General features: G+C 53.0%; 10 protein-coding genes. 8 read left to right on the top strand and 2 right to left on the bottom strand.

Going from position 1 to position 14,722, the window contains the following annotated elements:
• The first annotated feature begins 120 nt into the window (after positions 1 to 120).
• A complete protein-coding gene (locus tag FFI61_RS08870) occupies positions 121 to 1,635 on the top strand; it encodes a fumarate hydratase (RefSeq protein ID WP_200369997.1) in 1,515 nt (504 codons plus the stop codon).
• Positions 1,636 to 1,711: 76 nt separating this feature from the next.
• Here FFI61_RS08870 and FFI61_RS08865 read toward each other — a convergent pair whose 3' ends face one another.
• A complete protein-coding gene (locus tag FFI61_RS08865; protein ID WP_200369996.1) occupies positions 1,712 to 3,166 on the bottom strand; it encodes a protein adenylyltransferase SelO in 1,455 nt (484 codons plus the stop codon).
• A gap of 71 nt (positions 3,167 to 3,237) precedes the next feature.
• Between FFI61_RS08865 and FFI61_RS08860 the strand changes: the two genes are divergently transcribed.
• Together FFI61_RS08860 and FFI61_RS08855 are read left to right on the top strand one after the other, a co-directional pair.
• Entirely contained in the window at positions 3,238 to 4,194 is a 957-nt protein-coding gene (locus tag FFI61_RS08860) for a P-loop NTPase fold protein (RefSeq protein ID WP_227714790.1), read from the top strand.
• Between the two features lie 46 nt (positions 4,195 to 4,240).
• Positions 4,241 to 5,209, top strand: coding sequence for an NAD(P)H-quinone oxidoreductase (locus FFI61_RS08855; RefSeq protein WP_200369995.1), 969 nt, complete (start codon positions 4,241 to 4,243; stop codon positions 5,207 to 5,209).
• Between the two features lie 27 nt (positions 5,210 to 5,236).
• Here the strand turns inward: FFI61_RS08855 and FFI61_RS08850 are convergent, their stop codons facing one another.
• Positions 5,237 to 6,262, bottom strand: a complete 1,026-nt coding sequence (locus FFI61_RS08850; RefSeq protein ID WP_200369994.1) for an NADP-dependent oxidoreductase — start codon at positions 6,260 to 6,262, stop codon at positions 5,237 to 5,239.
• Positions 6,263 to 6,500: 238 nt separating this feature from the next.
• On the opposite strand from FFI61_RS08850, the gene FFI61_RS08845 reads away from it, so the two are divergent.
• The 5 genes from FFI61_RS08845 (at position 6,501) to FFI61_RS08825 (ending at position 14,706) form a co-directional block, all read left to right on the top strand.
• Positions 6,501 to 8,621 carry a type VI secretion system Vgr family protein gene (locus tag FFI61_RS08845; protein WP_200369993.1) on the top strand — a complete coding sequence of 707 codons (2,121 nt, stop codon included), beginning with the start codon at positions 6,501 to 6,503 and terminating at the stop codon, positions 8,619 to 8,621.
• Positions 8,618 to 11,989 (top strand): toxin VasX, encoded by a 3,372-nt coding sequence (locus FFI61_RS08840; RefSeq protein WP_200369992.1) that lies wholly within the window; start codon positions 8,618 to 8,620, stop codon positions 11,987 to 11,989. The genes FFI61_RS08845 and FFI61_RS08840 overlap by 4 nt, the downstream gene beginning before the upstream one ends.
• The gene (locus FFI61_RS08835) at positions 11,986 to 13,059 is read left to right on the top strand and encodes a hypothetical protein (protein ID WP_200369991.1); all 1,074 of its coding nucleotides are present in this window, start codon (positions 11,986 to 11,988) and stop codon (positions 13,057 to 13,059) included. The genes FFI61_RS08840 and FFI61_RS08835 overlap by 4 nt, the downstream gene beginning before the upstream one ends.
• Before the next feature lie 160 nt (positions 13,060 to 13,219).
• Positions 13,220 to 13,567: a hypothetical protein gene (locus FFI61_RS08830; RefSeq protein ID WP_200369990.1), complete on the top strand. Its 348-nt coding sequence runs from the start codon at positions 13,220 to 13,222 to the stop codon at positions 13,565 to 13,567.
• A 65-nt stretch (positions 13,568 to 13,632) separates the two neighbouring features.
• Positions 13,633 to 14,706, top strand: a complete 1,074-nt coding sequence (locus tag FFI61_RS08825; protein WP_200369989.1) for a hypothetical protein — start codon at positions 13,633 to 13,635, stop codon at positions 14,704 to 14,706.
• Positions 14,707 to 14,722: the final 16 nt, after the last annotated feature.

Raw genomic sequence — 14,722 nt, 5'->3', positions numbered from 1 at the left:
GATTGTTAAGATAAAAGCTTTGCCTTTTGCCCAATCCCTCGCGCTCGCGAATTTCTGGTAAACTATGCCTCCTGTTTTTTGACGATCCGATCATAACGATACCAACCTGATGAGGCGCCTATGACCACCGTAATCCGCCAGGATGACCTGATTGAAAGCGTAGCGGACGCGCTGCAGTTCATTTCTTACTATCACCCGAAAGATTTTATTGACGCGGTGCATGAGGCTTACCAGAAGGAAGAGTCCCAGGCGGCCAAGGATGCCATGGCGCAAATTCTGATTAACTCGCGCATGTGTGCTCAGGGGCATCGCCCGCTGTGCCAGGACACAGGCATTGTGACCGTGTTCGTCAATATCGGCATGAATGTTCAGTGGGACTGCGAGATGCCACTGGACGATGTAATCAACGAAGGCGTGCGCCGCGCCTATGCCAATCCGGACAACGTACTGCGGGCATCGATTCTTGCAGACCCGGATGGCAAGCGTCAGAACACTGGCGACAACACGCCTGCAATCATTCACTACAAAATGGTTCCCGGCGACACGGTTGAAGTTCATGTGGCAGCCAAGGGCGGTGGCTCTGAAGCCAAGTCGAAGTTCGCCATGCTGAATCCGTCCGACTCGGTAGTGGATTGGGTTCTGAAAATGGTGCCTCAAATGGGTGCTGGCTGGTGCCCACCTGGTATGCTGGGTATTGGTATTGGTGGTACGGCTGAGAAGGCCATGCAGCTGGCAAAGGAATCCCTGCTGGACCCAATCGATATCCACGATCTGCAGGCACGTGGTGCCTCCAATCGCGCTGAAGAACTGCGCCTCGAGCTGTTCGATAAGGTGAACGACCTTGGTATCGGTGCTCAAGGCCTGGGTGGCCTGACGACTGTGCTGGATGTGAAGGTAAAAGATTACCCGACTCACGCAGCAAACAAACCGGTTGCGATTATTCCGAACTGCGCGGCGACTCGACACGCGCACTTCACTCTGGATGGCACCGGCCCCTCTTTGCAAACACCTCCGAGCCTGGAAGACTGGCCGGAAATCACTTGGGAAGTAGGTGAGGGCGTGCGCCGGGTGAACCTGAACACCATTACACCGGAAGAAGTAAAAGAGTGGCAGCCGGGTGAAACCGTTTTGTTGTCTGGCAAGATGCTGACCGGTCGCGACGCAGCCCACAAGAAGATGGTGGATATGATCAACGCTGGCGAAGAACTGCCGGTGGATCTGAAAGGCCGCTTCATCTATTACGTGGGCCCGGTTGATCCTGTACGTGAAGAAGTGGTTGGTCCTGCAGGCCCCACTACTGCAACCCGCATGGATAAGTTTACTCATACCATGCTGGAGAAGACTGGCCTCACCGGCATGATTGGTAAGGCTGAGCGTGGTCAGGTAGCTATCGATGCCATCAAGGAATTCGGCGCGGTGTACCTGATGGCTGTGGGTGGCTCTGCTTACCTGGTCTCCAAGGCCATCAAGCATGCCGAAGTGGTCGCCTTCCCGGAACTGGGTATGGAGGCTATTTACGAGTTTGACGTGGAAGACATGCCGGTAACTGTGGCGGTGGATTCCAAGGGTACGTCGGTTCATCAGACTGGCCCGGTGGAATGGCAAGAGAAGATTATTGCTGCGAAAGCCATCTGACGTTAGCTGAGCTATAAAGTCGAGGGTCAGGTTTCACCATCTGGCCCTCGGCTCTCCCTTCCTAATTTCTCCGCCGTTAACTCGAACAGCTGATGTTCATGTGTTTGCCCCAGTCCGGTGGCAGCGCAGCGTACTTTTCATAACCCGGCTGCTCGTCGAAGGGCCTTTCCAGAACCTTAAGCAATTCCTTCATGGGTTCAAAATCGCCATTTTGAGCTTCCAGAATCACTTTCTGCGCCAGGTAGTTCCGCAAAATGTATTTTGGATTCACCCTGCGCATCTCATATTCCCGCTCATCCCGGGCGCGCGTTTCTTTCTCAAGCCGTTCCGCATAACGTGCGAGCCATTCATCAGCTACTTGGCGATCCACAAACAAATCCCGCAATGGCGCATGGCCGTGGTCATACAGGTTTGAGAGAGCGCGAAAGAAGGTTGTGTAGTCGGCATGGTGTTCGTTGAGCATGCTGAAGGTGTCCATTACCAGGCTGAGATCGCCTTCGTCTTCCTGGGCCAGGCCGAGCTTTTCCCGCATGTTCTGTAAGAAGCGCCCGTTGTACGCGGCTTCATACCGCTGTAGCCCTTTTCGGATGGTATCTTCGTCCATCACCGGTAGCAGCGCATTGGCAAGATACTGGCAGTTGGCAAAGCCGACTTGTGGCTGGCGGTTATAGGCATATCGACCGCCCTGGTCAGTGTGATTGCTGATGTAACCGGCATCAAAATCGTCCAGAAACGCGAAAGGCCCGTAATCGAAGGTGTCGCCGATGATGGACATGTTGTCGCTGTTCATCACGCCGTGGCAGAAGCCTACTGCTTGCCAGTCTGCGATCAGTCTTGCAGTACGCCCCACCACTTCTTCAAACCAGTGTGCATGGCGTTCTTCCTCGGGTAGTTGAATCAGGTGTGGGAAGTGCAGGGATATGACGTGTTCCAGAAGGGTTTTTACCGCTTCCGGGCCTTCATGGTGCGCTGCAAACTCGAAGTGGCCAAACCGGATGTGGCTCTGGGCGACTCGCACCAGTGCAGCGGCGGTTTCGATGGATTCTCTGCGAATCGGATCCCGGGCGCTGACCATAAACAGGGCGCGGGTCGTTGGAATGCCAAGCCCATGCATGGCTTCGCTGCACAGATATTCCCGAATGGTAGAGCGAAGAACCGCGCGGCCATCGCCAAAGCGGGAGTAGGGGGTTGTTCCTGCGCCTTTAAGGTGCCAATCCCATCGGCGGCCATCGGGGCCTATGGTCTCCCACAACAGCAGCCCGCGGCCATCACCTAAATCCGGGTTGTACATACCAAACTGGTGGCCGGTATATTTCATGGCAACCGGGTCCATGCCTTCAAGCAGCTCTGCACCGCCCCCGATTTTTGCCCAGTCGGCTTCGTTGGTAGCGTGGAAGCCCATTTCCTGCGCCAGCTTGTGGTTGAAACACGCCATTTTGGCGTCTTTTAACGGAGTGGGCTGAACGCGGGTGTAGAAGCTGTCGGGGAGTTCCAGGTAGCGATGCTCTACACGAAAACTATTGCTGCTCATAAAAGGCCTATACTCCAAATCGACAAGGATGCTTGCAAACCACCAACTAACACCGGGAATCAGCTCTGCTTGTGAATGCGCTCGAAAATACTATCGCCACTTTAATCGACCAGGAAGGTCTACCTAAAAGCTACGCCAACACGGTGCAGCAGATTATTGCGCCCTTAGTGTATTACGTCTTGCAGCTCCATAAGTCGGCGCAACGAACGCTTGTTGTAGGCATTCACGGTGCACAGGGAACTGGCAAATCTACCCTGGCCCTGTTTATGAGGGAGCTGCTCTCAAAACACTGGAGTTGCCCTACAGCCAGCTTCTCTCTTGATGACATCTACCTTACCAGAGCAGAGCGTTGGGAGCTTGCGGAGCAAGTGCACCCATTACTGCTAACCCGTGGGGTGCCGGGTACACACGATCTTGAGCTTGGCCTGCGGGTAGTAGATCAGCTCCGCTCAGCCCTGCCGGGGGATGAAACGGCCATCCCTGCGTTCGATAAATCAATAGATGACAGGGCGCCAGCAGGTGATTGGCCAGTATTCAAAGGCAGGCCGGCTGTCATTTTGCTGGAAGGTTGGTGTGTGGGAGCTCGGGCGCAAAGCAAGGAGGCACTTATAGCTCCGGTGAATTTATTGGAGGAGCAAGAAGACTCGAAGGGAGTATGGCGCGACTACGTGAATCAGTGCCTGAGTACTACTTATAAGAATTTTTTTAGACAGCTGGATAGCCTGATTATGCTTAAAGCGCCCTCCATGGAAAGCGTTCTGGAATGGCGTATCTTGCAGGAACACAAACTGGCAGTGCGAATTAGGACAGCAGTTGCAGCTACTGATAAATCGAAGCAGTTGCAGGTTATGAGTGATGATGAAATCGCACGGTTTATTATGCACTATGAGCGGATAACCAGAGCAGCCCATGCGGAAATGCCCGCCCACGCGGATGTGGTGATAAACGTATCGGAATCGCATTCCCTTAGCTTCAAAGTCGAACCACCCATCCACATGGGGTATCCTGATAAGTCACGCGATTTATAGCTGGATATTCAATAGCTGGACACCCACGAGTGCCGAGATTCGATACATGATGAAAGCAATCAAGATAGTCGGTGATTCCCTGGTGTGGGAAGACTATGCGAGCTTCGATGAGTTGCCTGCAAACCACGTAGAAATCGATGTTGTCTGGACTGCCGTTAACCGGGCTGATTTGTCTCAGCGGGCGGGCGTTTATCCTCCACCTCCCGGAGCATCGGAAATTCTAGGGCTGGAAGTCAGCGGCCGTATTGCAGCCATAGGCGAAGCCGTAACGGGCTTTGAAGTGGGCGACGAAGTTTGTGCGCTTCTGACGGGGGGAGGCTACGCAACCAAGGTGTTGGTTCCCGCAGCTCAGGTGTTGCCCATACCCAAGGGGTATTCGTTGCAAAAAGCCGCAGCGCTTCCGGAGGTGTTTGCGACGGCTTGGTTGAACCTATATCAGGAAGCCGACCTCAGGCCCGGTGAGCGTGTATTGCTGCACGCGGCAGGAAGCGGCCTGGGTACCACAGTTATTCAGATAGCAACAGCGTTTGGTAATCCGGTGTTTGCCACTGCAGGTGACGACGACAAGCTGGAAGTGTGCCGTAAGCTGGGAGCAACGGGCACCTGGAACCGCAAGAACGGGTCGTTTGTGGATGCGGTGAAAAGCTGGGGCGGCGTAGACATGGTGCTGGACCCGGTTGGTGGTGGCTACATTAAGGATGATCAGAAGGTCCTGAGTGCTGATGGCCGCATTGTTCTGATCGGTCTTCTGGGAGGACGTTTTTCGGAAGTCGATCTGGGCCTCATGCTTATGAAGCGCCACAAGCTGATCGGCTCGACTCTGCGTTCCCGTTCAGTCGCGGATAAGGAGCGTGTAATGCAAGATTTGTATCGCCATGTTTGGCCGTTGCTGGTTGCCGGGCAGATTGAGCCGGTGATTGACAGTGCCTGGCCCATTGAGCAGGTTGAAGACGCCATGGCCTATGTGGAAGCCAACAAAAATACCGGGAAGGTACTTCTCCAAATAGGGGAGTAGCCTTCCCGGCGTTATACGCCGGTTACTTTAATCGGCGATGTGCACCAGCTGCTTGCCGAAATTCTTGCCCTTCAGCATGCCTTTGAATGCCTCAACAGCGTTTTCGAGGCCTTCAGCAACCGTTTCGCGGTACTTGAGCTGGCCTGAGGCAATGCGGTTGGTGAGAATGTCGGTAATTTCCTGGTGTTTGTCCTGCCACTCAGTTACCAGAAAGAAACGGTGTTCCGGAACCGGGTCGAGGCGCTTGAGAATATCAAACGGTGTCTCTACCTTATCTGTGCTCTTGGCGTTGTAAGCCGAGACGAAACCGCAAATGGGCACCCGCGCTCCGGGGTTCAGTAGTGGCGCAACGGCTCTGGTTACGTCACCACCTACGTTTTCATAATAAATATCGATACCGTCGGGGCAGGCGGCTTTCAGGTCGGCTTCCAGGTTGCCCGCTTTGTAGTCTACGCAGGCATCGAAGCCCAGCTCGTCTACCACATAGCGGCACTTCTCTGACCCACCGGCAACACCCACCACGCGGCAACCCGCAAGTTTGGCGGTTTGACCAACTACTGTGCCCACGGGGCCAGAAGCTGCGGAGACTACCACCGTCTCGCCGGATTTCGGTTTACCCAAGTAGGTTAAACCGCAGTAGCCGGTGCGACCTGGCATGCCTGCGACACCTAGATAGGTTTGCAGCGGAACGCCCTCTTTTTGATCGATTTTGTACACCATCGGCGCATCTGCGGGGAAGGTGACATACTCCTGCCAGCCGGAATAGCAGGTAACCAGGTCGCCCACTTTGAGCTTGTCTGACCGGGACTCAACAATCCGGGCCACGCTTTCGCCCACAATGGGGTCGTCTATCGCAATGGGATCCATATAGCCTTTCGCATCGTTCATTCGCGGGCGCATATACGGGTCCAGCGAAAGCCATAACACCTGTGCAACCACTTCGCCCTCTTCGGGCTTACGCACCGGGCGCTCTTCCATTGCCAGATCGCCCTCCTGAATTTCGCCGTTGGGACGCTGTTTCAGCACAATGGCGCGATTTTGGTATTGGCTCATGGTGTTTCTCCTTGCTGTGGTGGGGTACGCCGCCAAGTTTGAGATATGCAGTAGCTATTTTGCTACTTAGGTTGCGTAACGAAACCAGATTAGGGTGGCGCAGAATAGAGTTGTGGTCAAGCTCTCATGCTTGAAGCGCTCCGGTGCAGTGGGGTTACATTCACAAACGTGGTGGGTATAATCGGGCACCGGCTCAGGATGAGCATGAATAACACACCAATCTTCAGGGATAGAAGACATGCCCCAGGCAAGCGGACTGCAGTTTACCGCCCGTGTTGGCGAACTCCCCACTGATCTATTTTCCGTTGTTGGCTTTACGCTGACGGAACGGCTGTCCGAGCTTTTTCACGGCCGCCTTGAACTGGCCAGCACCGACCCGGATATTGATGCATCCGAAGTTCTGGAGCAGCCAGTCGATCTGGTGGTGTGGCAGGACGGCATGCCTCTTCGCCGCTTCACCGGCGTGGTCAACGAATTCGCCCGGGGCGATTCCGGCCACCGCCGCACCCGCTATGAGATTGTTATCGAGCCGCCTGTATGGCGCTTGGGGCTGATGCACAACAGCCGCATCTTCCAGACCCAAGCCACAGACACCATTGTGCGCACCCTGTTGGAAGAGCGGGGCATTGTGGACTCCGTATTTGATCTGAAACGCGCACCTCAGGAACGGGAATACTGCGTACAGCACCGGGAAAGCGATTTGGCCTTTATCGGGCGATTGGCTGCCGAAGAAGGTTGGCACTACAGTTATCAGCACGGCAGCGTAGATGGCAGCGAACAACCCGGCCTGATTATTGCCGACCACCACGGCGATGCACCAAGGCTGGGTACTGCCGAATACAACGGCAAAGCCGGCGGAAGTACCAAGCAATCCGCCGTATTCCGCTTCCGCTACGAAGAGCGGGTTCGCGCCGCGTCTGTAGCCACCAAAGACTACACCTTCAAAAATCCCGCCTACGCCCTGATGCACGAACACAGTGCCGCCAGTGCCAACCAACGGCAGGATTACCAGCACTTTGACTACCCCGGCCGTTTCAAAGCCGATGCCAGCGGCCAGCCGTTTACCGAAGCCAGGCTCGACGCCCTAAGAAACGACGCCAGCACCGCCAATGGCGAGAGCAACCGCCCCGACTTCACTTGCGGTGCCAAAACCGAACTCACCGAACACGACAACTCCAAACTGAATCGGGACTGGCTACTGACTGCCGTCACACACACCGGCAAACAGCCCCAGGCCATGGAAGAAGAGAGCGGTTCTGGCCCCACTACCTACCACAACACCTTCAGTGCCGTACCCGCCGACAAAACCTGGCGGCCAACGGTTAGCCATCGCCCACTCATGGACGGCCCACAAATCGCCATAGTGACCGGCCCGGAAGGGGAAGAAATTCACTGCGACGAATTTGGCCGGGTAAAAGTGCGCTTCCCCTGGGACAGATACAGCAAGAACGACGAACACAGCAGCGCCTGGTTAAGAGTCAGCCAAGGCTGGGCCGGCGGCCAGTATGGCTTTATGGCCCTGCCCAGAATCGGCAACGAAGTGATTGTCTCCTTCCTCGATGGCGACCCGGATCAGCCCATTATTACCGGCCGCACTTATCATGCGACTAACACGCCGCCTTACCCGCTGCCGGAACACAAAACCCGCACCACCCTGAAAACCCAGACCCACAAGGGCGAGGGCAGCAACGAACTGCGGTTTGAGGATGAAGCGGATAAAGAACAGATCTACATCCACGCCCAGAAAGACCTGGATCTGCTCACGGAAAACAACCGTACCGAAGTCATCAAAAACGACAGCCACCTGACCGTCGAGAACGACCGCTTCAGCCACGTAAAGAGCAACGACCACCTCACGGTGGACGGCGAAAAGCGCCAAACCATCGGAGCCGACTGCAGCCAGACCATCGGCGGCACCCTGCACCAGAAATCCGGCAGCGCCACCCTCTGCGAAGCCGGGAGTGAAGTTCACCATAAAGCCGGTGCCAAAGTGGTTTTGGATGCCGGTGCCGAAATTACCATTTCTGGCGGTGGCAGCTTTATCAAGCTGGATCCCAGTGGCGTAACGCTGAGTGGGCCGGGGATCAAGATCAATTCGGGTGGGGCGCCGGGGAGTGGCTCAGGGCAGGCGGTCGTTACTCCGGAACTCCCAGCAGTACTTGGTATAGATGGTGCGGCAATGCTACAGCCGCCGGAACTGGCGATGGTGGGCCAACGCAAAAATGCCTCTCCTGACCAAATGGAGGTTGATCAGTTGCCGGGCACAGATCGAAAGCTGATCGTTGATGTGATTGGTGGGCATAACAGCGGGGGAGCAGTTGAGGTTATCAAGGATTCTTCAGAAGGGGGCAAAGCGTGACAGGTACTGTAACTTTTACCGATGAATCCAGGGAACGTTCAGTTCGTCGTAAAGCAGAATACGACGACAGTAATCCCCATGACCTGGTGCTCACAATCAACAAGCGGGAAGGGGGGCAGATTACTATTCCGCTTCTGAAAAATGCCCGTTCGAATATTGAACGGGAAGACCATCAGGAGAACACCCTGTTAAGGATTAAACCCCTGGCAGAAATCGAAAGCGCACTTCCTGTCTCTACAGGTTATGGAGCCCCAGTCTATCAAGGCAAGGCTGTTGCGATGCTCCGGCCAGGCTACTTATATGTGTTTCGCCGAGGCAGTTTGTGGCGTGAGCTGGAGATCGGGCCAGATTCAAAAGTGAGTGATGTTGATCTCACGGCTGCCCGGAATGAAATTGATAACCCGGAGAGTAACTTACGGGTTGAGCGCCCAGCGGAAGGTGAATGGTTCGACGATGTACTCGTACCCGTATTCCTGCAAGGGCAAGCGGTTATGCACGACTTCCGCATGGCGTACAGTGAGGTGCAATGGGACTGGAGCTATATCCAGAAGCTGGAGGCCGATGATAAGGCCAGGAATGCCCGCACAACAGGCATTGGCCATGCCTGGGCTGTAACTGCCGCAGAGGGCATCAGCTTCAAGACCGGGTTTCCGGCTTCCAGGGTTGAGGATCTACCGGAGCTGCGGGCAAGGGATCTCGGCGTTGAGCTAATGCTGGAAAATCCGCGAGATTTTACGCCAGCCTTCGAAACTCCATCGGATTCCGAACTCTGTGTAAAACTAGCCGCCCGCTTGCGTGAAGCTCAGGAAGAAGGTGGGCAGCCCGTAGAGCTTGATATTAGCTGTGATCCCGACAAAGACCGGCTGGCCGACCTGAGAGGGCAGAAAGGGCTAGCTTGCATTGCCTTGCCAGACCCGCTTTTCAAGCTGCGGCATTCGCTTGCTCAGTTGCATTTGGCTTTGCATTATCTTGATGCGATTGATGTGTCTATTCAGAAAAACCCGATGGTTCATTCTGCAATGCTGATCCGGCAGGCGGTTTTTGATCCGCAAGCAGGTGGTAAAAAACCATCATTGGCAAAGTATGCAGAAGCCATAGACCGGCAGAAGTTAGATGAAGTGTTGCACACGTCTGAAAAGAATCATGCCATTCGCATCATTGAGCAGCACGCCGAAGACCTGATAGCCACGATCAAGATAGGGGGGCTTGATCCAATTTTTGAAGATTACCGGACATGCAGTGATCATGCGATCTGTGAAGCCTATTTGTTGGTGGCGGATAAACTCAATGTCTTGCAGCAGATCCCCGGCGTGCTTAAAGCTCAAGGTGCAAGCAGTGATGTCGAGGTCTTAACCGGATTAAAACAATGGATACTCAAGGGAAGTTTTCTAGCTGATTGGTCACCGCAACCTGATTCTGAGAGTTCAACTGATGAGAAGGGCGAGATGCCGTCTCCTTATGAACGCTTGCGAGCGCTTGCTGATGGGGGCGTCGAGATTGATGAGGCGCTGCTAAACCGCCTGAATACGCAGTCATTAGTCTATCTGGAGAAGCAGCTGCAAGAGAAAACAGAAAGCGGTGATAGCGTTATTAAGGATATTTCCAATGCGGGAAAAGTTGGAGGGTTAGTATCCGGTGCTTTGTCAGAGTGGAGTTCCGCGATATTGGCAGTATGTAAGCGTCTGATGGAAGTGGGAGAAATTCAGCAGGTCGAATTGCAAAGAGTTATGCAGGCCGTTTCATCGAACCTTGCTTTAACTGATCCCGAGCTGAAAAGTATTAAGGTGATGGACCGGGCTGGAGCTCTTATCAGCGGTTCAATTCTAGGTGTGAAAGGAAATGGGCTCGACCGGGGATTAAATGATTTTGACCACACAGAAGGCGTGCTCACACGAAAAAAAGACTATTTGTATGCGGATCTATTGGACAGTTCTGATGAGGTAATTGCATCAAGCAGCCCCACACGAGCCGCTGATGCTTTGGAGGAAGCTGTTAATAAGGTAGCTGGTGGAACCATGGTGTTCTTTGCGCCCGATGCGCACTCCGAAGCCCAGAAGCTTAGCCTGTTGAAGGTGGATTTTGCTAAGCGTGTCGGGAAAGTTGTGGATGGGCCAGCTGTGTCCCGGGGGCTGGTGATTTTGGCGGCGTTTAATGTTTTTATAGAACTGCAAAATTATGGTCGAGCCCAAGATTCACGTAATGGGAACATGCCCCTAGCAACCACGAAGTTGCTGGCGGGTGCTGGCGTGGATCTCTTCGCAGCGTCCATGAAATTGAGCGTTGTGATGGGAAGCGACTTAACTAACCAGCGTCGTCTTTACAAATTTTCTACTCGACCACTGTTCGATATGAAAAACTGGATTTTTATTGGTAGTAGGTTAAAAAGCTTGAATGCTTCTACCTTGGTTCGTACTGTAGGCTTGGCGAGTTTTGTTGCAAGTGCTATCAATGTTGTTGTGAGCGCCTGGGAATTGCGAATCAGTTTGTCACAGCAGGATTTGGATGCCGCCACGGGCCACGCCATAGCATTAATAGGTGGCTTGATTTTTGTGGCTCAGCCACTTTTTGGCACTTTGCTCGCCATACCTGGCTGGGGGTGGGCAATCCTTGGCATGACGATGGTGATTGGCGGTGGTTTGTATGCCTCTGCTGTTGCAGATGATGTGTTCGAAAAACTCCTCAAGCGAGGTCCGTGGGGTACGTATCCTGACGACTTAATGGTTGGGCACGACGATCAAGCCTATTACAGTCAACTGCTTTCTCTTCTTTCACCGATTGAGATTACTGCGCAAAAGTATGCAGATATTGAACCGGATTCTGCATTATCACCCCCTAGTTACACACCCAAATCTGATGATTACGTGGTAACAGTAAAGTTCCCTTTGGTCAGCCGGTTGAACCTCTATCGTGGGTATGAGTGTAACGCAGGCATACCTGTGACCCCTTTCAACTTGGTTGTTCAGGAAGTCGCCTATCAATCCTCAAATACAAGCATCGTTGCTCCGGGCTCTATTGCGCCCGTTAGCAGTACTCAACTCGTAAAAACCACACCGTTGAAGAAAGTCGTGGCTCGACAGTCACTGCCACATCTATCTGCTGTTCGGTTTCTTGTAAAACGCGAGCTTCAAGATCGTGAATATCGTAGTTTGCTTTATCAAGAGTCAGTGAAGACACGGGTTCGAGTTGGACTTCAGGTTACTTTAGATACCGAATTAGGGCCGATCATATTTCCCGCACCAGTGTATGAATATTATGAACCATATAATTCGGCCCTGCACAGCAATCCACCACCTAAGGAGCGGGCTATCTTGGATCCATACGCTCAGCCAAAGTCGCCATACTGGTTTTTCACCGAGGTAACCGCATGAGTGCCCCAAAAGCTGTCTCTGAATATGTAGGCACGGCCTTCAGGGCAACTGCTATAGGGCCGTTGCCACAAAACCAGACCAAGCGCACCCGTATCGGCGAAGAGCTGCAGCCCGTTGGCACTTACGCTAGGCTTATTCCATACCATGGAACTATCCAAGATATTGAGACCCTGCAGGATCAGGAAAGAAAAGATCCTGAATTCAAAGATAAGGATTGGTGGTGGGATCACCAGAAAATTCGATTTCTGAATGGCAAGTTAGGATTTAAATTTTTGGTCCTGCTCTTGCCATTCACGTGGATTTTTTTGCTTCTATTTGGAGGCTTGGCTTCAATTGTTTGGGGAATCACCCTGTTATCTGGGTGGTACGATCTTCCCGGGCTTTTAGTTGGTGTGCTTGGGTTGGTTATTGTATTTGCGTGGATGTTTTTTGCATTTTGGATAATCCCTCCCACCACCAACTGGATAATGAGCACTGGTCTCAGCTTTTTTCTCAAACCCTTCGAAAAAGCCATCAACAAGAAGCTGGACGACACCCTCGAAGATGGCTGCAGTGAATTCAACCGACTCACTGGTCAGGTGCGCATTGCTCTCGGGCGAAAACGTTTCTTCGAGGCGCCTTTAGTGGAGTTTGATGCCTATGTTGAGCGGGTTGTTCAACAAGGCGGTATCTTCTATCGACTCATGTTGGTACACCGCTACACCCAGAAAACCTTCAACAAGACTGCCTTCAGCACCATTGAAGCAGAAAAGCACGAAGTTTTGGCTCTGTGGGATATGCTTCAGCGCTACATGGATGTGACTCAGCCCTTGCCAGATACACCGCGCCTGGAACCCTTTCGTCACCTAGATCCGGTTACTGCTGAACATGATAAGCAAACTGGCCGTAACCCCCGCTACTGGCGTGACTTGAACCTGGAGGAATGGAAAACCGGTGAGGGACAGGAGGTGCTTAGGCGCCAACGAGAGTATCCGTGGGATAGTAGGGCGTGCAAACTGACACCCCAACTGGGCAGAATTACGATGGAAGAGTATCGCCAGAAACGCCCTGATGGGTCTTGGCCAATTTGAGACAAAGAGCCCCTTAGTGGCCTGACATTGCGGCCAGGAAGCTAACCAAGGCAGGCGCAGAGCCTGAGAGGCTTGCCAGGCAGAGGGGGCTCAGCGGTGACACACGAATCAATACAGTAGACAAAGATTAAAAAATAATTCAACTCCAGGGATGGTGAAAATGAGTGATTGTGTAGAAGCGACATGCACAGCCTGCGATGGTAGGAATCAACTTACGGCAGATCAGATGGAATTGCTTGGGAAATCCGAGCCTGTTGAATGTTCCCAGTGTGGGGTACTGGTCAAGATTAAAGTGGATGCCGAATCAGAGCTAAAAGCAAAAGTATCGGTTTTAATACTCACCATTGGGGCGGCAACGGTTGGTGTGGTAGCGCTGATCAATATGTTTGGTGATGCCGGATTCCCTACTTATTTCGTGGCGATTCCATTTATTTTGATTTCTGCAATCATGAGTTCAGCACTGAGCGGTGGTGCTGTTCAGTTACAGAGTGTTGACGCTTCTGGTTGATGGGTATGGAAGCGCTTCCAGGCAAGGAAGGCTAGTCAGGGCGATCTATCTTGAAAAACACCGGTATGAGCGAGCTAAAACCGATGCCCGACATCACGGATAAGGCGTTTCGGGCCATGGAAATTAGTCCTCTTCCGAAATCGCCAAAAGAACGCACGCGTATCGGCGAAGAGCTTCAGCCAGTTGGCAGCTATGCGGGCATTATCCCCTATCAGGGTACAATTCAAGACGCTGAAACGCTTCAGGATTACGAAAAAACCGACCCGGAATTCACTTCTAAAGATTGGTGGTGGGACCATCAGCGGATTCGATTTCTGAATGAAAAATTGGGCCTCAAGTTTTTGGTTTTGTTGTTTCCGGTGATTTGGGTCTTTTTCTTGTGGTTCAGCGGTATCGCAGTTGTGGGCTGGGGGCTCATTACGGCAAACGACAACCTGAACATTGCTTCCGAGATTTTAGTAATTATCGGGGGAATATTATCGCTTTCGTGGTTTGCTTTTGCGATCTGGGCAACGCCAGTAACCACCAACTGGCTTATGAGCACCGGCATGGGCTTCGTTCTGAAGCCCTTTGAGAAAACCATCAACAAAAAGCTGGATAAAACTTTGGAGGACGGCTGCAGCGAGTTTAACCGCACCACCGGCCAGGTTCGCATGGCTCTGGGAGGAGGGCGGCATTTCGAGGCCCCGTTCGTGGAATTCGATGCCTACGTGGATCGAGTGATCCAGCAAAGTGGAGTGTTTTATCGGCTCATTTTTCTGCATCGTTATACTCAAAAATCGTTCCACAACACCGCCTTCAGCTCCATCGAATCCAGCAAGTCTGAGGTGCTGGCACTCTGGGATGTGCTCCAGACCTATATGGATGTATCCCGGCCTCTGCCCGATGTACCTAGGTTGGAACCCTTCCGGCACCTGGATCCGGTCACTGCGGAACATGATAAGCAAACCGGCCGCAACCCCCGCTTCTGGCGTGACCTGGATATAGATGCTTGGAAAAAGGGCGAAGGGGTTGAGTGGCTGAAGCGACAAACCGAGTATCCTTGGAGTAAGCGCAGGTGCAAACTCACGCCTCAATTGGGTAAGATCTCCATGGAAGAATACCGAAAACAGCGACCGGTTGGAGCTTGGCCGATCTGAAAGGTTTTGGTAAAGA

The organism is Marinobacter sp. DY40_1A1 (assembly GCF_016597815.1).
Classification (GTDB): domain Bacteria; phylum Pseudomonadota; class Gammaproteobacteria; order Pseudomonadales; family Oleiphilaceae; genus Marinobacter; species Marinobacter xiaoshiensis.
The sequence above is the reverse complement of the archived record's forward strand: the minus strand, read 5'-3'. Positions and strand labels throughout refer to the sequence as shown.

Bases quoted from the DNA above. Each gene is read 5' to 3' on its own strand.
- FFI61_RS08845 (WP_200369993.1), top strand. From the start codon at position 6,501: ATGCCCCAGGCAAGCGGACTGCAGTTTACCGCCCGTGTTGGCGAACTC.
- FFI61_RS08870 (WP_200369997.1), top strand. From the start codon at position 121: ATGACCACCGTAATCCGCCAGGATGACCTGATTGAAAGCGTAGCGGAC.
- FFI61_RS08855 (WP_200369995.1), top strand. From the start codon at position 4,241: ATGATGAAAGCAATCAAGATAGTCGGTGATTCCCTGGTGTGGGAAGAC.
- FFI61_RS08865 (WP_200369996.1), bottom strand. From the start codon at position 3,166: ATGAGCAGCAATAGTTTTCGTGTAGAGCATCGCTACCTGGAACTCCCC.
- FFI61_RS08830 (WP_200369990.1), top strand. From the start codon at position 13,220: ATGAGTGATTGTGTAGAAGCGACATGCACAGCCTGCGATGGTAGGAAT.
- FFI61_RS08850 (WP_200369994.1), bottom strand. From the start codon at position 6,262: ATGAGCCAATACCAAAATCGCGCCATTGTGCTGAAACAGCGTCCCAAC.
- FFI61_RS08825 (WP_200369989.1), top strand. From the start codon at position 13,633: ATGAGCGAGCTAAAACCGATGCCCGACATCACGGATAAGGCGTTTCGG.
- FFI61_RS08835 (WP_200369991.1), top strand. From the start codon at position 11,986: ATGAGTGCCCCAAAAGCTGTCTCTGAATATGTAGGCACGGCCTTCAGG.